This window comes from Microbacterium proteolyticum (assembly GCF_030818075.1).
In the GTDB taxonomy this organism is placed as follows: domain Bacteria; phylum Actinomycetota; class Actinomycetes; order Actinomycetales; family Microbacteriaceae; genus Microbacterium; species Microbacterium proteolyticum_A.
This window is the reverse complement of sequence record NZ_JAUSZZ010000001.1, coordinates 1,815,392-1,830,760: the sequence shown is the minus strand read 5'-3', so window position 1 is coordinate 1,830,760 and position 15,369 is coordinate 1,815,392. Positions and strand designations below refer to the sequence as shown.

16 protein-coding genes and 1 pseudogene are annotated in these 15,369 nt (G+C 71.6%); 9 read left to right on the top strand and 8 right to left on the bottom strand.

Annotated elements, in window-relative coordinates; translation table 11 throughout:
* Positions 1 to 27: 27 nt before the first annotated feature.
* The 4 genes and pseudogenes from QE392_RS08460 to QE392_RS08445 form a co-directional block, all read right to left on the bottom strand.
* On the bottom strand, positions 28 to 867 hold the full coding sequence (locus QE392_RS08460; RefSeq protein ID WP_307450632.1) for a UbiA family prenyltransferase: 840 nt from the start codon (positions 865 to 867) through the stop codon (positions 28 to 30).
* Between the two features lie 169 nt (positions 868 to 1,036).
* Positions 1,037 to 1,597, bottom strand: a complete 561-nt coding sequence (locus QE392_RS08455; RefSeq protein WP_307450629.1) for a hypothetical protein — start codon at positions 1,595 to 1,597, stop codon at positions 1,037 to 1,039.
* Positions 1,598 to 1,610: 13 nt separating this feature from the next.
* Positions 1,611 to 2,758, bottom strand: a pseudogene (locus QE392_RS08450) (zinc-dependent alcohol dehydrogenase).
* Positions 2,759 to 2,792: 34 nt separating this feature from the next.
* Positions 2,793 to 3,566, bottom strand: a complete 774-nt coding sequence (locus QE392_RS08445) for an MBL fold metallo-hydrolase (protein WP_307450627.1) — start codon at positions 3,564 to 3,566, stop codon at positions 2,793 to 2,795.
* A gap of 193 nt (positions 3,567 to 3,759) precedes the next feature.
* Between QE392_RS08445 and QE392_RS08440 the strand changes: the two genes are divergently transcribed.
* On the top strand, positions 3,760 to 4,650 hold the full coding sequence (locus tag QE392_RS08440; RefSeq protein WP_307450625.1) for an SDR family NAD(P)-dependent oxidoreductase: 891 nt from the start codon (positions 3,760 to 3,762) through the stop codon (positions 4,648 to 4,650).
* A 75-nt stretch (positions 4,651 to 4,725) separates the two neighbouring features.
* Here the strand turns inward: QE392_RS08440 and QE392_RS08435 are convergent, their stop codons facing one another.
* Positions 4,726 to 5,286: a DUF2231 domain-containing protein gene (locus tag QE392_RS08435; RefSeq protein WP_307450623.1), complete on the bottom strand. Its 561-nt coding sequence runs from the start codon at positions 5,284 to 5,286 to the stop codon at positions 4,726 to 4,728.
* The gene (locus QE392_RS08430; protein ID WP_307450621.1) at positions 5,283 to 6,164 is read right to left on the bottom strand and encodes a manganese catalase family protein; all 882 of its coding nucleotides are present in this window, start codon (positions 6,162 to 6,164) and stop codon (positions 5,283 to 5,285) included. The genes QE392_RS08435 and QE392_RS08430 overlap by 4 nt, the downstream gene beginning before the upstream one ends.
* Before the next feature lie 253 nt (positions 6,165 to 6,417).
* Between QE392_RS08430 and QE392_RS08425 the strand changes: the two genes are divergently transcribed.
* The 4 genes from QE392_RS08425 to QE392_RS08410 all read left to right on the top strand — a co-directional run bounded on the left by QE392_RS08425 (position 6,418) and on the right by QE392_RS08410 (position 9,206).
* Positions 6,418 to 6,873 carry an Hsp20/alpha crystallin family protein gene (locus QE392_RS08425; RefSeq protein WP_307450618.1) on the top strand — a complete coding sequence of 152 codons (456 nt, stop codon included), beginning with the start codon at positions 6,418 to 6,420 and terminating at the stop codon, positions 6,871 to 6,873.
* Positions 6,874 to 6,982: 109 nt separating this feature from the next.
* Positions 6,983 to 8,041: an iron-containing redox enzyme family protein gene (locus QE392_RS08420; RefSeq protein ID WP_373426452.1), complete on the top strand. Its 1,059-nt coding sequence runs from the start codon at positions 6,983 to 6,985 to the stop codon at positions 8,039 to 8,041.
* Positions 8,038 to 8,238, top strand: a complete 201-nt coding sequence (locus QE392_RS08415; RefSeq protein WP_307450615.1) for a CDGSH iron-sulfur domain-containing protein — start codon at positions 8,038 to 8,040, stop codon at positions 8,236 to 8,238. The genes QE392_RS08420 and QE392_RS08415 overlap by 4 nt, the downstream gene beginning before the upstream one ends.
* Complete coding sequence (locus QE392_RS08410) at positions 8,238 to 9,206, top strand: glycosyltransferase (protein WP_307450613.1); 969 nt, start codon at positions 8,238 to 8,240, stop codon at positions 9,204 to 9,206. The genes QE392_RS08415 and QE392_RS08410 overlap by 1 nt, the downstream gene beginning before the upstream one ends.
* 143 nt (positions 9,207 to 9,349) lie before the next feature.
* Here the strand turns inward: QE392_RS08410 and QE392_RS08405 are convergent, their stop codons facing one another.
* Positions 9,350 to 9,709 carry a sugar ABC transporter ATPase gene (locus QE392_RS08405; protein WP_307450611.1) on the bottom strand — a complete coding sequence of 120 codons (360 nt, stop codon included), beginning with the start codon at positions 9,707 to 9,709 and terminating at the stop codon, positions 9,350 to 9,352.
* Between the two features lie 209 nt (positions 9,710 to 9,918).
* On the opposite strand from QE392_RS08405, the gene QE392_RS08400 reads away from it, so the two are divergent.
* The 4 genes from QE392_RS08400 (at position 9,919) to QE392_RS08385 (ending at position 14,112) form a co-directional block, all read left to right on the top strand.
* Positions 9,919 to 10,836: a helix-turn-helix transcriptional regulator gene (locus QE392_RS08400; RefSeq protein WP_307450609.1), complete on the top strand. Its 918-nt coding sequence runs from the start codon at positions 9,919 to 9,921 to the stop codon at positions 10,834 to 10,836.
* Positions 10,837 to 10,947: 111 nt separating this feature from the next.
* Entirely contained in the window at positions 10,948 to 11,274 is a 327-nt protein-coding gene (locus QE392_RS08395; protein WP_307450607.1) for a DUF7882 family protein, read from the top strand.
* Between the two features lie 103 nt (positions 11,275 to 11,377).
* A complete protein-coding gene (locus QE392_RS08390) occupies positions 11,378 to 12,586 on the top strand; it encodes an NAD(P)/FAD-dependent oxidoreductase (protein WP_307450605.1) in 1,209 nt (402 codons plus the stop codon).
* Positions 12,587 to 13,659: 1,073 nt separating this feature from the next.
* Positions 13,660 to 14,112 (top strand): SRPBCC family protein, encoded by a 453-nt coding sequence (locus QE392_RS08385; protein WP_307450603.1) that lies wholly within the window; start codon positions 13,660 to 13,662, stop codon positions 14,110 to 14,112.
* A gap of 185 nt (positions 14,113 to 14,297) precedes the next feature.
* Here QE392_RS08385 and QE392_RS08380 read toward each other — a convergent pair whose 3' ends face one another.
* Positions 14,298 to 15,290: an aldo/keto reductase gene (locus QE392_RS08380; RefSeq protein ID WP_307450601.1), complete on the bottom strand. Its 993-nt coding sequence runs from the start codon at positions 15,288 to 15,290 to the stop codon at positions 14,298 to 14,300.
* Positions 15,291 to 15,369 lie beyond the last annotated feature (79 nt).

The following is a 15,369-nucleotide window of genomic DNA, read 5'->3' as shown; positions in this document are numbered from 1 at the left end:
TGCCGCCCCGCGATGCGGCGGACGAGGTCAGGCGACGACGAGCTGCGCGGCGAGCAGCAGCGCCGCGAGCATCGTGAGCTGGAACACCGCCCGGCCAGGGGGCCGCACCAGCACCAGCACCGCGGTCGCCAGCGCGACGGCTGCGACCGCGACGAAGAACAGGATGCCGATGGCGTTCGCCCCCGCACCGAGCAGCACGGCGAGCGCCCCGACCACCATGCCGACGGCGGCGAGGAGCACCGACGCGCGCGCGCCGAGGCGATGCGGAAGACCCCGGATGCCGGTGCGACGGTCGTCGTCGAGGTCGCGCACGACATTGGTCAGGTGCACGGCCGCCCCGAGCGCCGCACCGGCGACCGTCGCCCATCCGGCGGCGAGTGCGGGCGTCGACGTGGACAGCGTCGCGAAGGAGGGGAAGAGACCGAAGCTCAGCAGGAACGGGGCGATCGAGAACGGTGTCGCCTTGAGTCCGGCGTTGTACGCCCACGCGGAGGCGAGGGCGATCGCGTGGGCGGCGAGGAGCCCCGGGCCGAGCGGCACCGACAGCACGAGCGCGACGACGACCGCGCCCACGGCGACGGCGAGCGCCCGGTCGGCCGCGATCGCTCCCCCGGCGACGGGCTTGTCGGTGCGGCCCACAGCGGCATCGCGGGCGGCGTCGATCGCATCGTTCGAGAGTCCCACCGACACCTGACCAGCGAAGACGGCGGCCACGAGCAGCCCCAGCGGCACGGGCTCCACCCCCGCCGCGATGCCGAGCGCGAGCGAGAGGACGGTGACCACCAGGGTGGGCCCCGGGTGCGTCGCGCCCCACAGCGACCGCACGGGCGACGCCCCTCGGGGCGGTGTCGCCGTGGCATCCGTCATCCGACGACGCTACCGCGCGCGGGAGGACGCAGGCACGGGTGGGTGCGCGGCCGCGCGCGGGTCCGCCGCACGGAGCCGCGGGCCGACCCGCCCGTTCCGATGCCCGTCTCCCGGCGTGTCGACGCCCCTCTCCGCGCGACGACTCGGCCCGCGTGGGCGCGACCGCCGGTCACCGGCGATGCAGAACGCGCCGCGCGACCGCCACCACCCCCACGACGGCGAGGATCCACGGTCCCGCCACGATGACGGGATCCATCCACTGGTGGCGGAGGTCGGCGCGGCCGAGGCGCCCGCCGATCGGCGACCACCGTCGCTCGGCGAGGATGCCGGTCTCGGTGATCGGATTGTCGGGATGCCGGGACAGCAACGACCGCACGTGCGCACCCCCGGCATCCACCCGGTCGGCCGCGACGAGCAGCAGCCAGTGGGCGGCGCGGGCCTCGCTGAACCGTGCGTACGCGAAGCGGCGGATGGCGCCGGAGGCACCGTGCAGCGGCTGCGCGGTGCCGAAGACCGGGGTGAGTCGGCCGTGCTCGATGGATCGTTCGCGGCCGCCGGGAGGGACGGGCTGCTCCTCCGGGAAGGTCCAATGGGCACCGACCTCGATCGCCTGATCCTTCGGATACGACGGACGGTCGGCGGGGTCGAGATCGGCACCCCAGCCCGGAATGCGCGCACGAAGCTCCTCGGCGCTCGGCGGGGGCGTGGGCTTTTCAGCGGTGTAGGCCATGATCGGGCTCCTCTCAGGCGGCCGGGGGAAGGATGACGGCCTTGACCAGACCGTCGATCTTGCTCGAGACCATGTGGTAGCCCTCGGCGATGTGCTCGAGGGGGATGCGGTGCGTGATCATCTCGCGCGGCGATATGCGCCCCGCCTGGATGTGCTCCAGCAGACGCGGCCACTGACGGGCGACCGGGGCCTGGTTCGTGCGAATGGTCAGGCCCTTGTTCATCGCATCGCCGAACTTCACCGCCGAGAACAGCGGCCCGTAGGCCCCGATGACCGAGACGTTGCCGCCCTTGCGCACGGAATCGATGGCCCAGTTCAGCGCGATGGGCGAACCGCCCTGCAGCTTGAGCTTGGCGCTGGTGACGTGCTGCAGGAAATGCCCGTCGGCCTCGGCGCCGACCGCGTCGATGACGACGTCAGCTCCCACCCAGTCGGTCTGACGCTTCAGCTCCACCACGATGTCGCGGTGCTCGCGGTAGTCGATCGTCTCGGCGAGAGCGAACGTGCGGGCCATCTCGAGACGCTCCTGCAGCTGATCGATGACGACCACGCGACCCGCGCCCATGAGCCACGACGAACGTGCTGCCGCGAGCCCCACGGGTCCCGCACCGAACACCACGACCGTGTCGCCCTCGACGATGTCGCCGAGTTGCGCACCGAAGTACCCGGTCGTGAAGGCGTCGGTCAGCAGCAGCGCGTCTTCGTCGTGCAGCCAGTCGGGGATGATCCGGGGGCCGACATCGGCGAACGGGACGCGCACGAGCTCCGCCTGTCCGCCGTCGTAGCCGGCGCGGTGTGCGAGTAGCCGTAGATGCCGCCGACCGCCGTGGCGTTGGCGTTGACGTTGTGGCAGTTGCTGAACAGACCCCGCGCGCAGAAGAAGCACGTGCCGCAGAAGATGTTGAACGGCACCATCACCCGGTCGCCGACCGACAGGTTCTCCACCGACGAGCCGACCTCCTCGACCCGGCCGATGAACTCGTGCCCGAAGGTGTGACCGATGCGGGTGTCGGGGATCATGCCGTGATACAGGTGAAGGTCGGAGCCGCAGATCGCCGCCCGCTCGACGCGCACGATCGCGTCGTTCGGATGCTCGATCCGCGGATCGGGCTTGTTCTCGACGCGCACCTTGTACGGTCCGCGGTAGGTCATCGCTCTCATGTCGGTCTCCTTCGTGGTGCGGGGTGCAGCCTGGTCAGTGCGGGCCGATCGCGAGCGCCCCCGACACGGCCTCCCGGATGCCACGCATCCAGGCGTCGCCGTGCCCGGGGAGCACCGTGGATGCCCCGGTCGCGCTGAGGTCGGGCAGCGCCGCCAGGGCGGCGCGGCTGTCGGCGGTGGCGGCGCGAGCGACGATCTGCGGTCCGGCGCGGCCGGTGTACGGGTCGAACGTCACGAGCGCATCACCGGCGAACAGCACGTCGCGGTCAGGCAGGTGGAAGGCGACATGACCGTACGTGTGGCCCGGGGTCGCGATCGGCATCAGGCCGCCGAGAACGGCGACCCCGTGCGACACGTCGCCCCGCGCCTCGACTCCGCGGACCCCGAGCGCGCCGGCGAGCGTCATGCGGGCGAGACTGGGCAGACCGCCGGGGTGCCGCAGGGCGTACAGACTGCGCGGGGATTCCCGGTCGTACCGATACGGATGCCGCACGAGCGGCGCGTCGGCGGCGTGCACGTGCACGGGAACGTGGTGTTCGCGCTGCAACCTCTCGAGGGTGCCGACGTGGTCGAAGTGACCGTGGGTCAGGTACACCGAGACGAGGTCGTCGGGGGTGCTGCGCAGTGCGGCGAGTGCATCGACGAGCAGGTTCCAGCTGCGGGGCAGCCCCGCGTCGATGAGCACGAGACCGTCGTCGGTGGCCAGGAGGTAGCTGTTCGTGACCGCCCGCGTGATCATCACGACGCCGTCGGCGACCTCGCGGCATCCGTCTCGACGGGCCGCGCTCGCTGGGTCGGTACGTGTCATGCGGCACACCCTCCGCGCGGTCGGCGGCGTCGGCCCACGGGGTTGCGGGGTGGAGGCCGGGGCGGTACAAGCCGGGCCGCCGGATGACGCCGTCGTTCCTTCCGGATCGGCGTCAACCCCCGCGGCATCCGGCGAGCCGCGCCGTAGCGTCCGTCGCAGATCCCCACCCGGGACGTGAACGAAAAGGGGACGCATGCGGCAGGTCGTCGTCGTCACGGGAGGCTCTCGCGGGATCGGGCGGGCGACGGCGTTGCGCTTCGCCGAGAAGGGCGCGCGACTCGTCCTGGTCGCCCGCGACGAGGTGGCCCTGGCATCCGCCGCCGACGACTGCCGCGCCCGGGGCGCCGAGGTGCACACCCTCTCCCTCGACCTCGCCGACCCCGACGGTCCCTCCCGGGCAGCGGATGCCGCCGTCGCCCGGTTCGGGCGCATCGACGTGTGGGTCGCGTCGGCATCCGTCTTCGCCTACGGCTCCGTCGAGCAGACCCCGGATGCCGTGCGCGACCGCGTCATCGAGACGAACCTCGTCGGGCACATGCGCGCGGCGCGGGCCGTGATCCCCCACTTCCGAGCCCGCGGCGGCGGCACGATCGTATTCGTCGGATCGCTGTACTCGCAGGTCGCGGGGCCGTACGTCTCGTCCTACGTCGCGGCCAAGCACGGGCTCCTCGGCTTCACCCGCTCGCTGCGGCAGGAGATGCTCGCCCACCCGGGCATCCGGGTGAAGATCGTGCTCCCCGCCAGCATCGACACGCCCATCTACCAGCGCGCCGCGAACTACACCGGTCGCACCGCCTTCCCCCTCCCGCCGGTGGTGGCCGCGGATCGCGTCGCGCGCGCGATCGTCCGCGTCGTACGCGGGCCCCGCTCCGAGGTGGGCGTGGGGGCGGCCCAGTTCGTCACACGTCCGCTGCAGTTCTTCGCGCCGCGGCTGTACGACCGCTTCATCCGCACGCTGCAGCACGCGCTCGGCCTGCGCCGGCGACCCACCGCACCGACGCCCGGCGCCGTGCTCGAGGAGCAGCACGACCCCGGTGCGGTGAGCGGTGGCTGGAAACGCATCCCGCTGCGACGGCCGCGCTGACGGGACTCAGCGCGAGTCTCCGGCATGCCGGCGGCCGTCGGAGCCCGGATGCCACGGCACCCGGGCTCCGAGACCTCACGTCTTCTCGAACCCTTCGCGCTGCGTGTTCTCGTCCGCGACGCGCACGCCCCAGCGGTAGGCCAGCTTGCCGCCCAGCCAGCCGGAGACGCCGAGGCCCGACGACGCGATGAGGCTGAGGAGGAACGCCACCATCGGCACACGGGCGAGGTCGAGCATCCGCGCGACGAGGCTGAGCGTGAACAGCACCATCGCGGTGACGTTGAGCGCGAGGTGGACCAGCGCCGTCCGCCGTGCCGGGGTGCCCTTCGGGATCCGCGACATGTCCATCAGCCCCAGCACCGACGCACCGACGGCACCGACGAGGCCGATCACGATCAGCCGGCGCGATCCCGCCGCGAACGACCGCGGGTCGTCGGCCGCGAGGCCCAGCAGGTCGAACACCAGGCTCGACGACCACGCCCCGATGGGGATGGTCACCGCGACCGGGTGGAAGGGATGCCCGTACGGCCCGGCCACCAGCGAGCGGGGGACCTTGGCCGCGCGCATCGCGGGGAAGCTCGCCCCGCTGTGCACCGCGGCTCCGGGTCCCGGAGCCGCGGCATCCACTCCGCTCATTCCTTGTGCAGCGCGTCCTGCGCGCGCCCCGCGAGCTTCTCGACGGTGTTCGGCAGCTCGGTCGTGCCGTAGAACCGCGCATCCGGGTGCGTGGGCGGGGGCATCGGAACGCCCGCGGGAGGCTCGGGCAGGTACGAGAACTCGCCCTTCCCATCGGGCGTCGGTCCCGAGGCCCAGCGCCCGTCGCCGGCCTTCGTGCCGTCGCTGAAGTTGATGTACTGATACGCCACGTCGCGGTCCTCCTTGTCGAGGGGGAAGTTGCTCGGCACCGGGAGCTTCTCGAGCCCCTCCTCCTGCAGCTCCGCCGCGGCGGCCAGCCACTGGTTCTGGTGCATCGTGTCGCGCGCCAGCAGGAAGGCGAGCAGGTCCTTCACCCCGTGGTCGTCGGTCTGGTGGTAGAGCCGCGCGACCTGCACGCGTCCCTGCATCTCGGCGTTGGCGTTGGCGGTGAAGTCGGCGAGCAGGTTGCCGCTGGCGGTGATGAAGCTGCCCTGCCAGGGATTGCCCATCGAGTCGACGGGGCGCGCGCCCGCCCCCGCCACGATGCCCTGCTGGATGTCGGTGCCGCCGATCACCGCGGCGACGGTGGGATCCTCCTGCACCGCGTCCTCGGTGATGCCGAGCGGGGCCTTCTCGAGCAGCTGCGCGATCATGATCGCGAGCATCTCGACGTGGCCCATCTCCTCGGCGCCGATACCGAACACCAGGTCGCGGTACTTGCCGGGCATGTGCATGTTCCAGGCCTGGAACTGATACTGCATCGCGACCGAGATCTCACCGTACTGACCGCCCAGCACCTCCTGGAGCTTGCGGGCGTAGACGGCGTCGGGCTTCTCGGGGGTGGCCGAGTGCTGCAGTTCTTGTCGATGGAAGTACATCTTCGCTCCTCACCGCACCGTTCCGGGGGTGGGCGGTCGGTCGACCGCGACGGCGCGTGCGGCTACGAAACGACCGGGGAGGGGGGTTGGACACGGGGGTTGCGGCGTGTCGTCGAGGGCGTCACAATCGCGCGCCCGGGTCTTGGCACTCTCCCCACCGGAGTGCTAATCTGAACGTACTTGAGCCGATAGGGCTCAACTTCACCGGATACTCGGGATGCCGTATCCCGACCGATCGATAAGGAGAACGACCATGGCCACCTACGACCCCTTCCGCGACCTCGACCGCCTGGCGTCGACCCTTCTCGACGCACGCCGCGGCGGCGGACCGCGCCGGATGCCGATGGACCTCTACCGTGACGGCGACCACTACGTGCTCGCCGCCGACCTGCCGGGGGTCGACCCCGGCTCGGTCGACATCGACGTCGACGGCCAGCTGCTGACGATCCGCGCCGAGCGCACTCTCGGCACCGGTGACGGCGTGAAGTGGATCACGCGCGAGCGCGAGACGGCATCCTTCGTCCGTCAGCTCAACCTCGGTCAGGGCATCGACACCGACGGCATCAGCGCCTCGTACCGCAACGGTGTGCTGAGCGTGACGATCCCCGTCAGCGAGAAGGCGAAGCCGCGCCGTATCGCCGTCTCGACCGACGACCACGACGGCGTCATCGAGGCGCACGAGAGCACCCCGCAGCTCATCGAGCAGTAAGGCGCGCGCAGCGAGGGAGCGGTCCCACCCGGGCCCGCTCCCTCCGTCGCGCACCGCCGACTTGTCAAGGGGCTGTGCCCGGGCGCTCGTCCGGACGCACAGTGCGTCCGTGTCCCCCGCTTCACCTGCTCCCGCTCCCCTCACCGCCGACGCTGTCACCGTCCCGTTCCGCGCTCGCGGACCCGTGAGCGCGGCCGTTCTGGACCACCTCGTCGACGGGGTGGCGACGGGCCACACCGTCCTGGCCGACGCGGCCGTGACGGCGACAATCGACATCGAGCGCGACGACGACCTCCAACTGGCCCTCTTCGCCCTGTATGCCTCGGCGTACGGCTCCATCGACGCCTTCCGCGCCGACCTCGAGTGGGACCCCTCCCTCATCGCCACCCGCCGCGTGATCGAGCAGGCGTTCGAGCAGTCCCTGCGCCGCACCGTCGCCGTCCCCCCGCTCCCCGAGCCGACCGCGGACGCCGTCGCCCGCGCGCTCTTCGCCCTCACCGGCGCCGAGGGCGGGCCCAGTCTGTCGCGCTATCTCGCCCGCAAAGCCACGCTCGATCAGGCCAGCGAGTTCCTCGTGCAGCGCACCGTCTACACGTTGCGCGAAGCCGACCCCCACTCGTGGGCGATCCCCCGCCTCACGGGGCGCCCGAAGGCGGCACTCGTCGAGATCCAGTCCGACGAGTACGGCGGCGGTCGCCCCGACCGCGTGCACGCGGCGCTCTTCGCTCGATCGGTGCGCGGCGCCGGACTCGACGACACCTACGGTGCGTACATCGACGACGTGCCGGCGGTCACCCTGGCCTCGCACAACACCATGTCGATGTTCGGCCTGAACCGTCGGCTCCTCGGCGCCATCGTCGGACACCTCGCCGCATTCGAGATGACCTCGTCGATCCCCAACCGCCTTTACGCGGAGGGCCTGCGGCGCCTGGGGTTCGGCGACGACGTGGGCGAGTACTTCGACGAGCACGTCGAAGCCGACGCGGTGCACGAGCAGATCGCCGGACGCGACCTCGCGGGCGCGCTCGCCGAAGACCGTCCCGAACTCCTCGCCGACATCATGTTCGGCGCGGCCGCCTGTCTCGAGGTCGACGACCGCGTCGGTCGGCACATGCTCGAGAGCTGGGCCCAGGGCGGGTCGTCGCTGCGCGCGGAGGACGAGCGATGAGCGAGGCACCCGTCACGATCACCGCGTATCCGGACGGACCACTCCTGGTCCGCGGCGACGCGCAGCTGCAGACCAGCGACGGCCGAGAGGTGGTGCGCACGCGCCGCACCGTGGCGCTCTGCCGCTGCGGCCTGTCGACGATCAAGCCGTTCTGCGACGGGACGCACAAGGCGTCCGGCTTCCGCACCGAGGACTGATGCGCCTCGCCGCTGAATACGTTCTCCCCCTGCGCTGGAGCGACGACGCCGAACTCGACGATCTCGTCGACTACCTCCGGCATCTCGAGCGGTGGATCGATGTCACCGTCGTCGACGGGTCGGATGCCGCGCTGTTCGACGCCCACGCGCGGGCGTTCCCTCCCGGGGTGCGTCATGTCGCGCCGACCGTCAGCGACGGCGCGAACGGCAAGGCTCGCGGGGTGGTCAGCGGTCTGGCGCTCAGCCGGCACGAGTGCGTCGTCATCGCCGACGACGATGTCCGTCACGACCGGGCGACGCTGGCGGCGCTGGTCTCGCAGACGACGGATGCCGACCTGGTCGCGCCGCAGAACGTGTTCGACCCTCGTCCGTGGCATGCGCGCTGGGACACGGCGCGTTCGCTCATCAACCGGGCCGCGACCGGCGACTTCCCGGGGACCTACGCCGTTCGGCGCAGCGCTCTGCCCCGCGGATACGGCGTCGATGCGCTCTTCGAGAACCTCGAGATGGAACGCACCGTTCGCGCCGGCGGTGGTCGCGTCCGCCGCTGCCGCGACCTGTTCGTCATCCGCAGGCCGCCCACCGCACGCCGGTTCTGGGGGCAGCGGATACGTCAGGCGTACGACAGTCAGGCGCAACCGGCGCGACTGCTCGCCGAGCTCTCGATCGCGCCGTGTGTCTTCGCGGCCCGTCGGCATCCCGGCATCCTGTCTCTGCTGGCCGTCGTGGCGGTCGGCCTGGCGGAGCTGGGTCGGCGGCGAGGACACGGCACGAATGCGTTTCCCGCGACGGCCGCCCTCTGGGCACCGGTCTGGGTCGCCGAGCGGGGCGTGACGAGCTGGGTGGCGCTGGCGATGCGCCTCTCCGGCGGGGTGCCCTATGCCGGCCGACGCGTGGTGCGCGCGGCGACGCCGCTGCGGACGCTGCGACAGCTCGCCTCCGACGACGCGATGGGACCGGGGCGATGACCGCGTCCCGGGAGCCGCGCGGGCGGGAGCCCACGGGCCGGCGATCATCTGCCGGGGGAAGGGATGCCGGCGTCCCGAGGTCGCGTCCCGCACGCGACGCGGCCCCGGACCCCTCACGGGGTTCCCGAGGCCGCTCGCACGGCTCAGAGGTCTTCGGGGGCGAGGTCGCCCTGGCCCTCTTCGCCGAGCTCCACGACGCCCGGGTCCTCGCCCTGCGAGTCGGTTCCGGTGGCGAAGGGGTGGATGTCCTCCAGCGGGATGTCGCTGTCGTCGGCCGGGATCTCGGCCGGGTCGGCACCGGTGGCGGTGACGGGGTTGATGTCGTCGGGGTCGGCGCCCTCGTCGAGGGCGGTGGTCGCGTCCCACTCGGCCTGCGCCGGGTCGAGCGCGGGGTCGGGCTCGATGGAGGTGTCGCCGTCGCGCAGCGGCTGCACACCCGCGACGCCCACATCGGTGGCGGGGTTCGTCGAGGCGGTGGTCGGGTCGATCGAGGCGTCGCTCATGGGGGGTCCTTCCGTCTGACGCGAGTCGCCGCCGGAATCGGCGGTGCCTTCATCCCACAGGGCGAGGCGGCCACCGGCCCGCCCCTTGACACGCGCGACACCGGACCCGCAGCCGTCCACGCCGAGGGGATTCCGCCTCGGAATGCACGACCATCGCATCAGGAACACCGCATCTCGCCCGCGGCGGAAGGATCACCATGGGACATGTAATGAAGGTCCGCTCACGCGGGGCGGACGACGTCGAACGGGTGTGGACCCGCTTCGTGCCGAGTGCGCGCCTCGAACACGTCGATCCGAAGACCGTGTCGTTCACCTGGAACTCGGTGGAGCTCGAACGCTTCTCCGTGATCGGCTGGGAGCTCAACGCGAGCGTGCGAGCCTCGATCGAGATGAGCGATCAGCTTATGGCGTGCCGCATGGTGGGCGATGACCTGCGCCTGGAGTCCGCCTCGCACGGCATCGAGCCCCGTCGGCCGTGGTTGGCGGTGGATCGCCGGATCGACGCGCACTGGACGGGGGCGGCGCGCGTGCGCGCCTTCGTGTTCGACCGCACCGACGCCGAGCGCGTGGCTCGCATCGCCGCGGGCGACGACCGCCTCGTGCTGCGTCGCCTCGACCCCCGCCCCCGTGATCGCAACGCGGCGACGCAGTGGGAACGGACTTTCGCGCACGTCTCCACGTCGCTCGGGGCCGCGCACGACGACGCGGTCGTCGCCGCCGAACTGCAGCGGCACGCGTTGATGACGACGCTCACGTCCTTCTCGACCCCGTACGTCGAGGCCGTCGCCCGCGCACACCAGCGCGCGGCCGCTCCGCGCACGGTCCGGCGTGCCATCGCCCACATCGAGGCGCACGCGCACGAACCGCTCAGCCTCGAGGACATCGCCGCGGCATCCGGCATCTCCTCACGAGGACTGCAGCACGCGTTCCGTCGGCAGCTGGACACGACCCCGACCGAATACCTGCGCCGCGTGCGACTCAGCGCCGCGCACGCGGAGCTGGTGAGCGGCTCCGTCTCCGTCACCGAGGTCGCCCGCCGGTGGGGGTTCTCGAGCGCCTCGCGGTTCGCACGCTACTACCGCGAGCACTACGGGCAGAGCCCCTCGCAGGTGATCCGCATGTCCTGAACGGCGCTCGCGATCGGTCTCGCCGTGGCGCGAGAGGTGTCGTCGCCCGGCCGATCACGCACAGCGCTTGCACAGTAAAGACAGCGGGCATCTCGCCCCCGAGAGGAACACGTGGGCAAATTCATCTACGAGGGCGGCATCCGCACGGACTTCGAGGACCGTCTTCTCGCCCACCTGCAGGTCGTGGTCGGCAACAAGCTGCGACGCGGCGAACCGTTCTACTTCGTGTGGAAGGACGACCTCAGCACCGGCGGCGGTCGCACGTCGGTGTGGGTGCACCCGCGCGCGAATCTCGTCTTCAAGTACAGCGGCGGACGCCCCCCGGCGTTGAACCGCGCGTGGCTCGAGGCCCTCATGTCGACTGCGAACTCCCCCACCGGGCTGTACGTGGTCCCCGAGCCGGCCGACGAGACGGTCACCCCCGAACAGTTCGCCTGACGGCACCGTCGCCGACGGCGACCGGGGTCCGCGCGCACCTATGTCAAGGCGCTGGTGCGCGACGACGCGGCGGGCGAGCGTGAGGGAGACGAGAGGATCCCCCATGAACGACTCCCGCCCCACCGCACCGCCGCGCATCGTCGTCGTCGGTGGCGGGAACGCCGGGCTCTCGGTGGCCGGCCGCCTGCACCGCGCGCGAGCGGGCGAGGTCACGGTGATCGAGCCCCGCGAACGGCACGTCTTCGCGCCGCTGCAGTCGCACATCGCCGGCGGCGCGGCGCGGGCCTCCGAGGCGGTCCGACCCCAGGCCGACGTCACCCCTGCCGGGGTGACCTGGCTGCGCGACGAGGTCTTCACGGTGGATGCCGACGCCCGCCGCGTGCATCTCGTCTCGGGCGGGGCGCTCGACTACGACCAGCTGGTCGTGTGCGCCGGAATGCGCCTGGCGTGGGAGCAGGTGCCGGGTCTGCCCGAGGCGATGGCCGCTCCGACGGGCATCTCGAACTACGACTACGACCTCGCGGCCAAGGCCTCGCCGGTCCTGCGCGACCTGCGCGGGGGCACCGTCGTGTTCACACAGCCCCCCGAGCCCGCCTCGTGCGGCGCCGCGGCGCAGAAGCCGATGTACCTCGCGTGCGACTGGTGGCGGGCGGTCGGGGTGCGCGACGACATCCGCGTGGTGTTCGTCTGCCCCGATCCCGTGCCCTTCGGCATCCCGGCCATCGACCGCGAACTGCAGCGCAAGCTCGACGAATACGGCATCGAGGTGCGCTACAGCCGGGAACTCAGATCCGTGGATGCCACAGCCGGCATGCTCGTGATCGGCCACGGCGACGCGGAGGAGACGCTGTCGTACGACGTGCTGCACGCCGTGCCGCCCCAGCGGGCGCCCGAATGGATCGCGGGCAGCGGCCTGGCGGCATCCGATGATCCGCACGGCTTCGTCGACGTCGACCCGGAGACCTTCCAGCATGTGCGACACCCCGAGATCTGGTCGGTGGGAGACGCCGCGTCCGTCGCGACGCGCCGTTCGGGCGGAGCGATCCGGCAGCAGGCGAAGGCGCTGGTGAAGAACATGAAGGCGGTGCAGGGCGGCCGGGCGCCGTCGGCGACCTACAACGGCTACAGCGTCGTTCCGTTCACGGTGTCACGCGGCACGGTCGTGTTCGCGGAGTTCGACCGGGAGGGCCGGCTGCAGCCGACCGTGCCGTTCTGGCGCTCGCTGTACCGCGAACGCCGCCTGTCGTGGATCGCCGACCGCCGCGTGCTGCCCTGGGTCTACTGGCACCTGATCCTGCGCGGCCTCGCCTGACCCGGTCCGGCCCCGCCCCCGCCGCACCGCGCCCCGCCCCCGCGCCCCGCGCCCGGCGCCCCGCGCCCGTCTGTGCCCGGCGGACGCGGCCCCTGCGCCCCGCGCCCCGCGCCCCGCGAGTGACCCCGCCAGCCCGGAACTTCACGCATAAACACAATCGGTGCGCAAAAACACGCTGACGAAGTGTTTCTGCGCACCAATCGTGTTTACGGGAACGTCCGAGCAGGCCCCAGAACCCGCCCACCCGCGTCCGCCGCAGTGCGCCCAGCGCGCGCGACCCCGCGCCTGCCGCACCGCGCCCCCGCGATGCCCCCGCCCCCGCGCCCCGCGCCCCGATGCCCGCGCCCCGCGCCCCGATGCCCGCGCCCCCGCGAGGCCAGCACCCAGCCCCAGAACTCACGCATAAACACAATCCGTGCGAAGAAACACGCTCACGGAGTGTTTCTGCGCACGAATCGTGTTTACAGGCACGCCCGAGCAGGCCCCAGAACCCGCCCACCCGCGTCCGCCGCATTGCGCCCAGCGCGCGCGACCCCGCGCCTGCCGCACCGCGCCCCCGCAATGCCCCCGCCCCCGCGCTCCCGCGAAGCCCCCGCCCCCGCCCAGCCCCAGAACTCACGCATAAACACAATCCGTGCGCGGAAACACGCTCACGGAGTGTTTCTGCGCACGAATCGTGTTTACAGGCACGCCCGAGCAGGCCCCAGGGTCCGCCCACCCGCGTCCGCCGCAGTACGCCCAGCGCGCGCGACCCCGCGCCTGCCGCACCGCGCCCCCGCAAGGCCCCCGCCCCCGCGCCCCGCGCCCCGCGCCCCGCGCCCCGCGAGGCAACCACCCAGGCCCGGAACTCACGCATAAACACAATCCGTGCGCAGAAACACGCTGACGGAGTGTTTCTGCGCACGAATCGCGTTTATGCGTGACAGACCGGGTTCGCGCGCGCGCCTCCCTCGCGGTGACGAAGCGCGGCGCGTATAGGGCACGAACGCCGATCCCTCAACCCCGGGGTCACCTCGCGGGCGGGGCGCGAAGACTGGGTACAGCCCCGGAAAGCCACACGAAAAGAGGACACCATGGCACAGGTCATCGAAACCATCGACGTCAACGTTCCCGTCCGCGTCGCGTACAACCAGTGGACGCAGTTCGAGGAGTTCCCGCACTTCATGAGCTTCGTGGAGTCGATCACGCAGAAGACCGACACGCTCACGCACTGGAAGGTCAAGATCGCCGGCGCCGAGCGCGAGTTCGACGCCGAGATCACCGAGCAGCACCCCGACGAGCGCGTCGCGTGGAACAGCGTCGGCGGAGACGAGAACCACGCCGGTGTCGTCACCTTCCACCGTCTGTCGGACGACAAGACGCGTGTCACCGTGCAGATCGACTGGGAGCCGACCGGCGTCCTCGAGAAGCTCGGTGCCGTCTTCGGCGCCGACGACCACTCGGTCAAGAAGGACCTCGACAACTTCAAGGAGTACATCGAGTCGCGCGGTGCCGAGTCCGGCGCCTGGCGCGGCGACGTCAGCTGACGTCATGCGATGAGATGAGCCGGGCCCGTCCGCGAAGGACGGGCCCGGCTTTCGTTCGTCCGGTGCCCCGCCATGGCTGCACGGCGACCGGCATCGGCCGACGAACCCATGGCATCCCGCGAGCGCCGTCAGTCGACCGCCGTCTCGCACTTCAGGATGCCGCGGCGCCCGGGCTCACCCACGGGTCACCACTGCGGGTGGATCTCCGCCCGGAGACGGCGGTCGTACACCTCGCGCACGAGGGCGTCGAAGGCCTCCACATCGAAGCCGCCGTCGAGGAGTTCGGCCGCCGCGGCGTTCGCCGTGGCCTGAGCGGTCGAGCGTGCCCCCGGGATGACGGAGGTAACGCCCTCGCGCGACGCGATCCACGCCAGCGTCGCCGCGGGAAGCGTCACGCCCTCGGGCAGGGACGCCTTCAGTTCGTCGGCGGCCGCGACACCCTCGTCGAACGGCACGCCAGAGAACGTCTCACCCTTGTCGAAGGCCTCTCCGTTGCGGTTGTAGGAACGGTGGTCGTTCGCGTCGAACGTCGTCGCTCGCGTGTACTTCCCCGACAGCAGACCGCTGGCCAGCGGCACGCGGGCGAACACCGCGACGTTCTTCTCGGCGGCGAGCGGCAGCACCTCGTCGAGGGGCTTGAGACGGAACGGGTTGAAGATGATCTGCAGATTGGTGAGGTTCGGCCGCCGCAGCGCCGAGAGCGCCTGGTCCATCGTCTCGACCGACGACCCGTACGCGGCGATCACGCCTTCGGCGACGAGCTGGTCGAGGGCGTCCCACGTGGCGTCGTCGTCGATCACCGCGGACGGCGGGCAGTGCAGCTGCACGAGGTCGAGCGTCTCGGTGTCCAGCAGACGGCGGGAGCGGTCGAGCCAGACGCGGAAGTTCTCCATGACGTAGTTCTCGGGCACCTGATCCTCGCGACGGCCCATCTTCGTCGCGACGGTGATGTCGTCGGCATCCCGGCTCTGGAGGAACGTCCCGATGATCTCTTCCGACCGCCCGTCGCCGTAGACGTCGGCGGTGTCGAACAGCGTGACCCCGGCCTCGGCCGAGGCCGCCAGCACGGCGCGCGCGTCCTCTTCGCTGACGTCGCCCCAGTCGGCGCCGAGCTGCCAGGTGCCGAGGCCGATGGCCGAGACCTCACGGCCGGTGCGGGAGAGGGGGCGCTGCTGCATTGCGGTGTCCTTTCGAAGCGTATCTCGAGCCTAACGACCGCCTCCGACACCGGGGCCGGTCATCCGGGTGCGATGCGGT

Bases quoted from the DNA above. Each gene is read 5' to 3' on its own strand.
- QE392_RS08460 (WP_307450632.1), bottom strand. From the start codon at position 867: ATGACGGATGCCACGGCGACACCGCCCCGAGGGGCGTCGCCCGTGCGG.
- QE392_RS08455 (WP_307450629.1), bottom strand. From the start codon at position 1,597: ATGGCCTACACCGCTGAAAAGCCCACGCCCCCGCCGAGCGCCGAGGAG.
- QE392_RS08445 (WP_307450627.1), bottom strand. From the start codon at position 3,566: ATGACACGTACCGACCCAGCGAGCGCGGCCCGTCGAGACGGATGCCGC.
- QE392_RS08440 (WP_307450625.1), top strand. From the start codon at position 3,760: ATGCGGCAGGTCGTCGTCGTCACGGGAGGCTCTCGCGGGATCGGGCGG.
- QE392_RS08435 (WP_307450623.1), bottom strand. From the start codon at position 5,286: ATGAGCGGAGTGGATGCCGCGGCTCCGGGACCCGGAGCCGCGGTGCAC.
- QE392_RS08430 (WP_307450621.1), bottom strand. From the start codon at position 6,164: ATGTACTTCCATCGACAAGAACTGCAGCACTCGGCCACCCCCGAGAAG.
- QE392_RS08425 (WP_307450618.1), top strand. From the start codon at position 6,418: ATGGCCACCTACGACCCCTTCCGCGACCTCGACCGCCTGGCGTCGACC.
- QE392_RS08415 (WP_307450615.1), top strand. From the start codon at position 8,038: ATGAGCGAGGCACCCGTCACGATCACCGCGTATCCGGACGGACCACTC.
- QE392_RS08410 (WP_307450613.1), top strand. From the start codon at position 8,238: ATGCGCCTCGCCGCTGAATACGTTCTCCCCCTGCGCTGGAGCGACGAC.
- QE392_RS08405 (WP_307450611.1), bottom strand. From the start codon at position 9,709: ATGAGCGACGCCTCGATCGACCCGACCACCGCCTCGACGAACCCCGCC.
- QE392_RS08400 (WP_307450609.1), top strand. From the start codon at position 9,919: ATGAAGGTCCGCTCACGCGGGGCGGACGACGTCGAACGGGTGTGGACC.
- QE392_RS08390 (WP_307450605.1), top strand. From the start codon at position 11,378: ATGAACGACTCCCGCCCCACCGCACCGCCGCGCATCGTCGTCGTCGGT.
- QE392_RS08385 (WP_307450603.1), top strand. From the start codon at position 13,660: ATGGCACAGGTCATCGAAACCATCGACGTCAACGTTCCCGTCCGCGTC.
- QE392_RS08380 (WP_307450601.1), bottom strand. From the start codon at position 15,290: ATGCAGCAGCGCCCCCTCTCCCGCACCGGCCGTGAGGTCTCGGCCATC.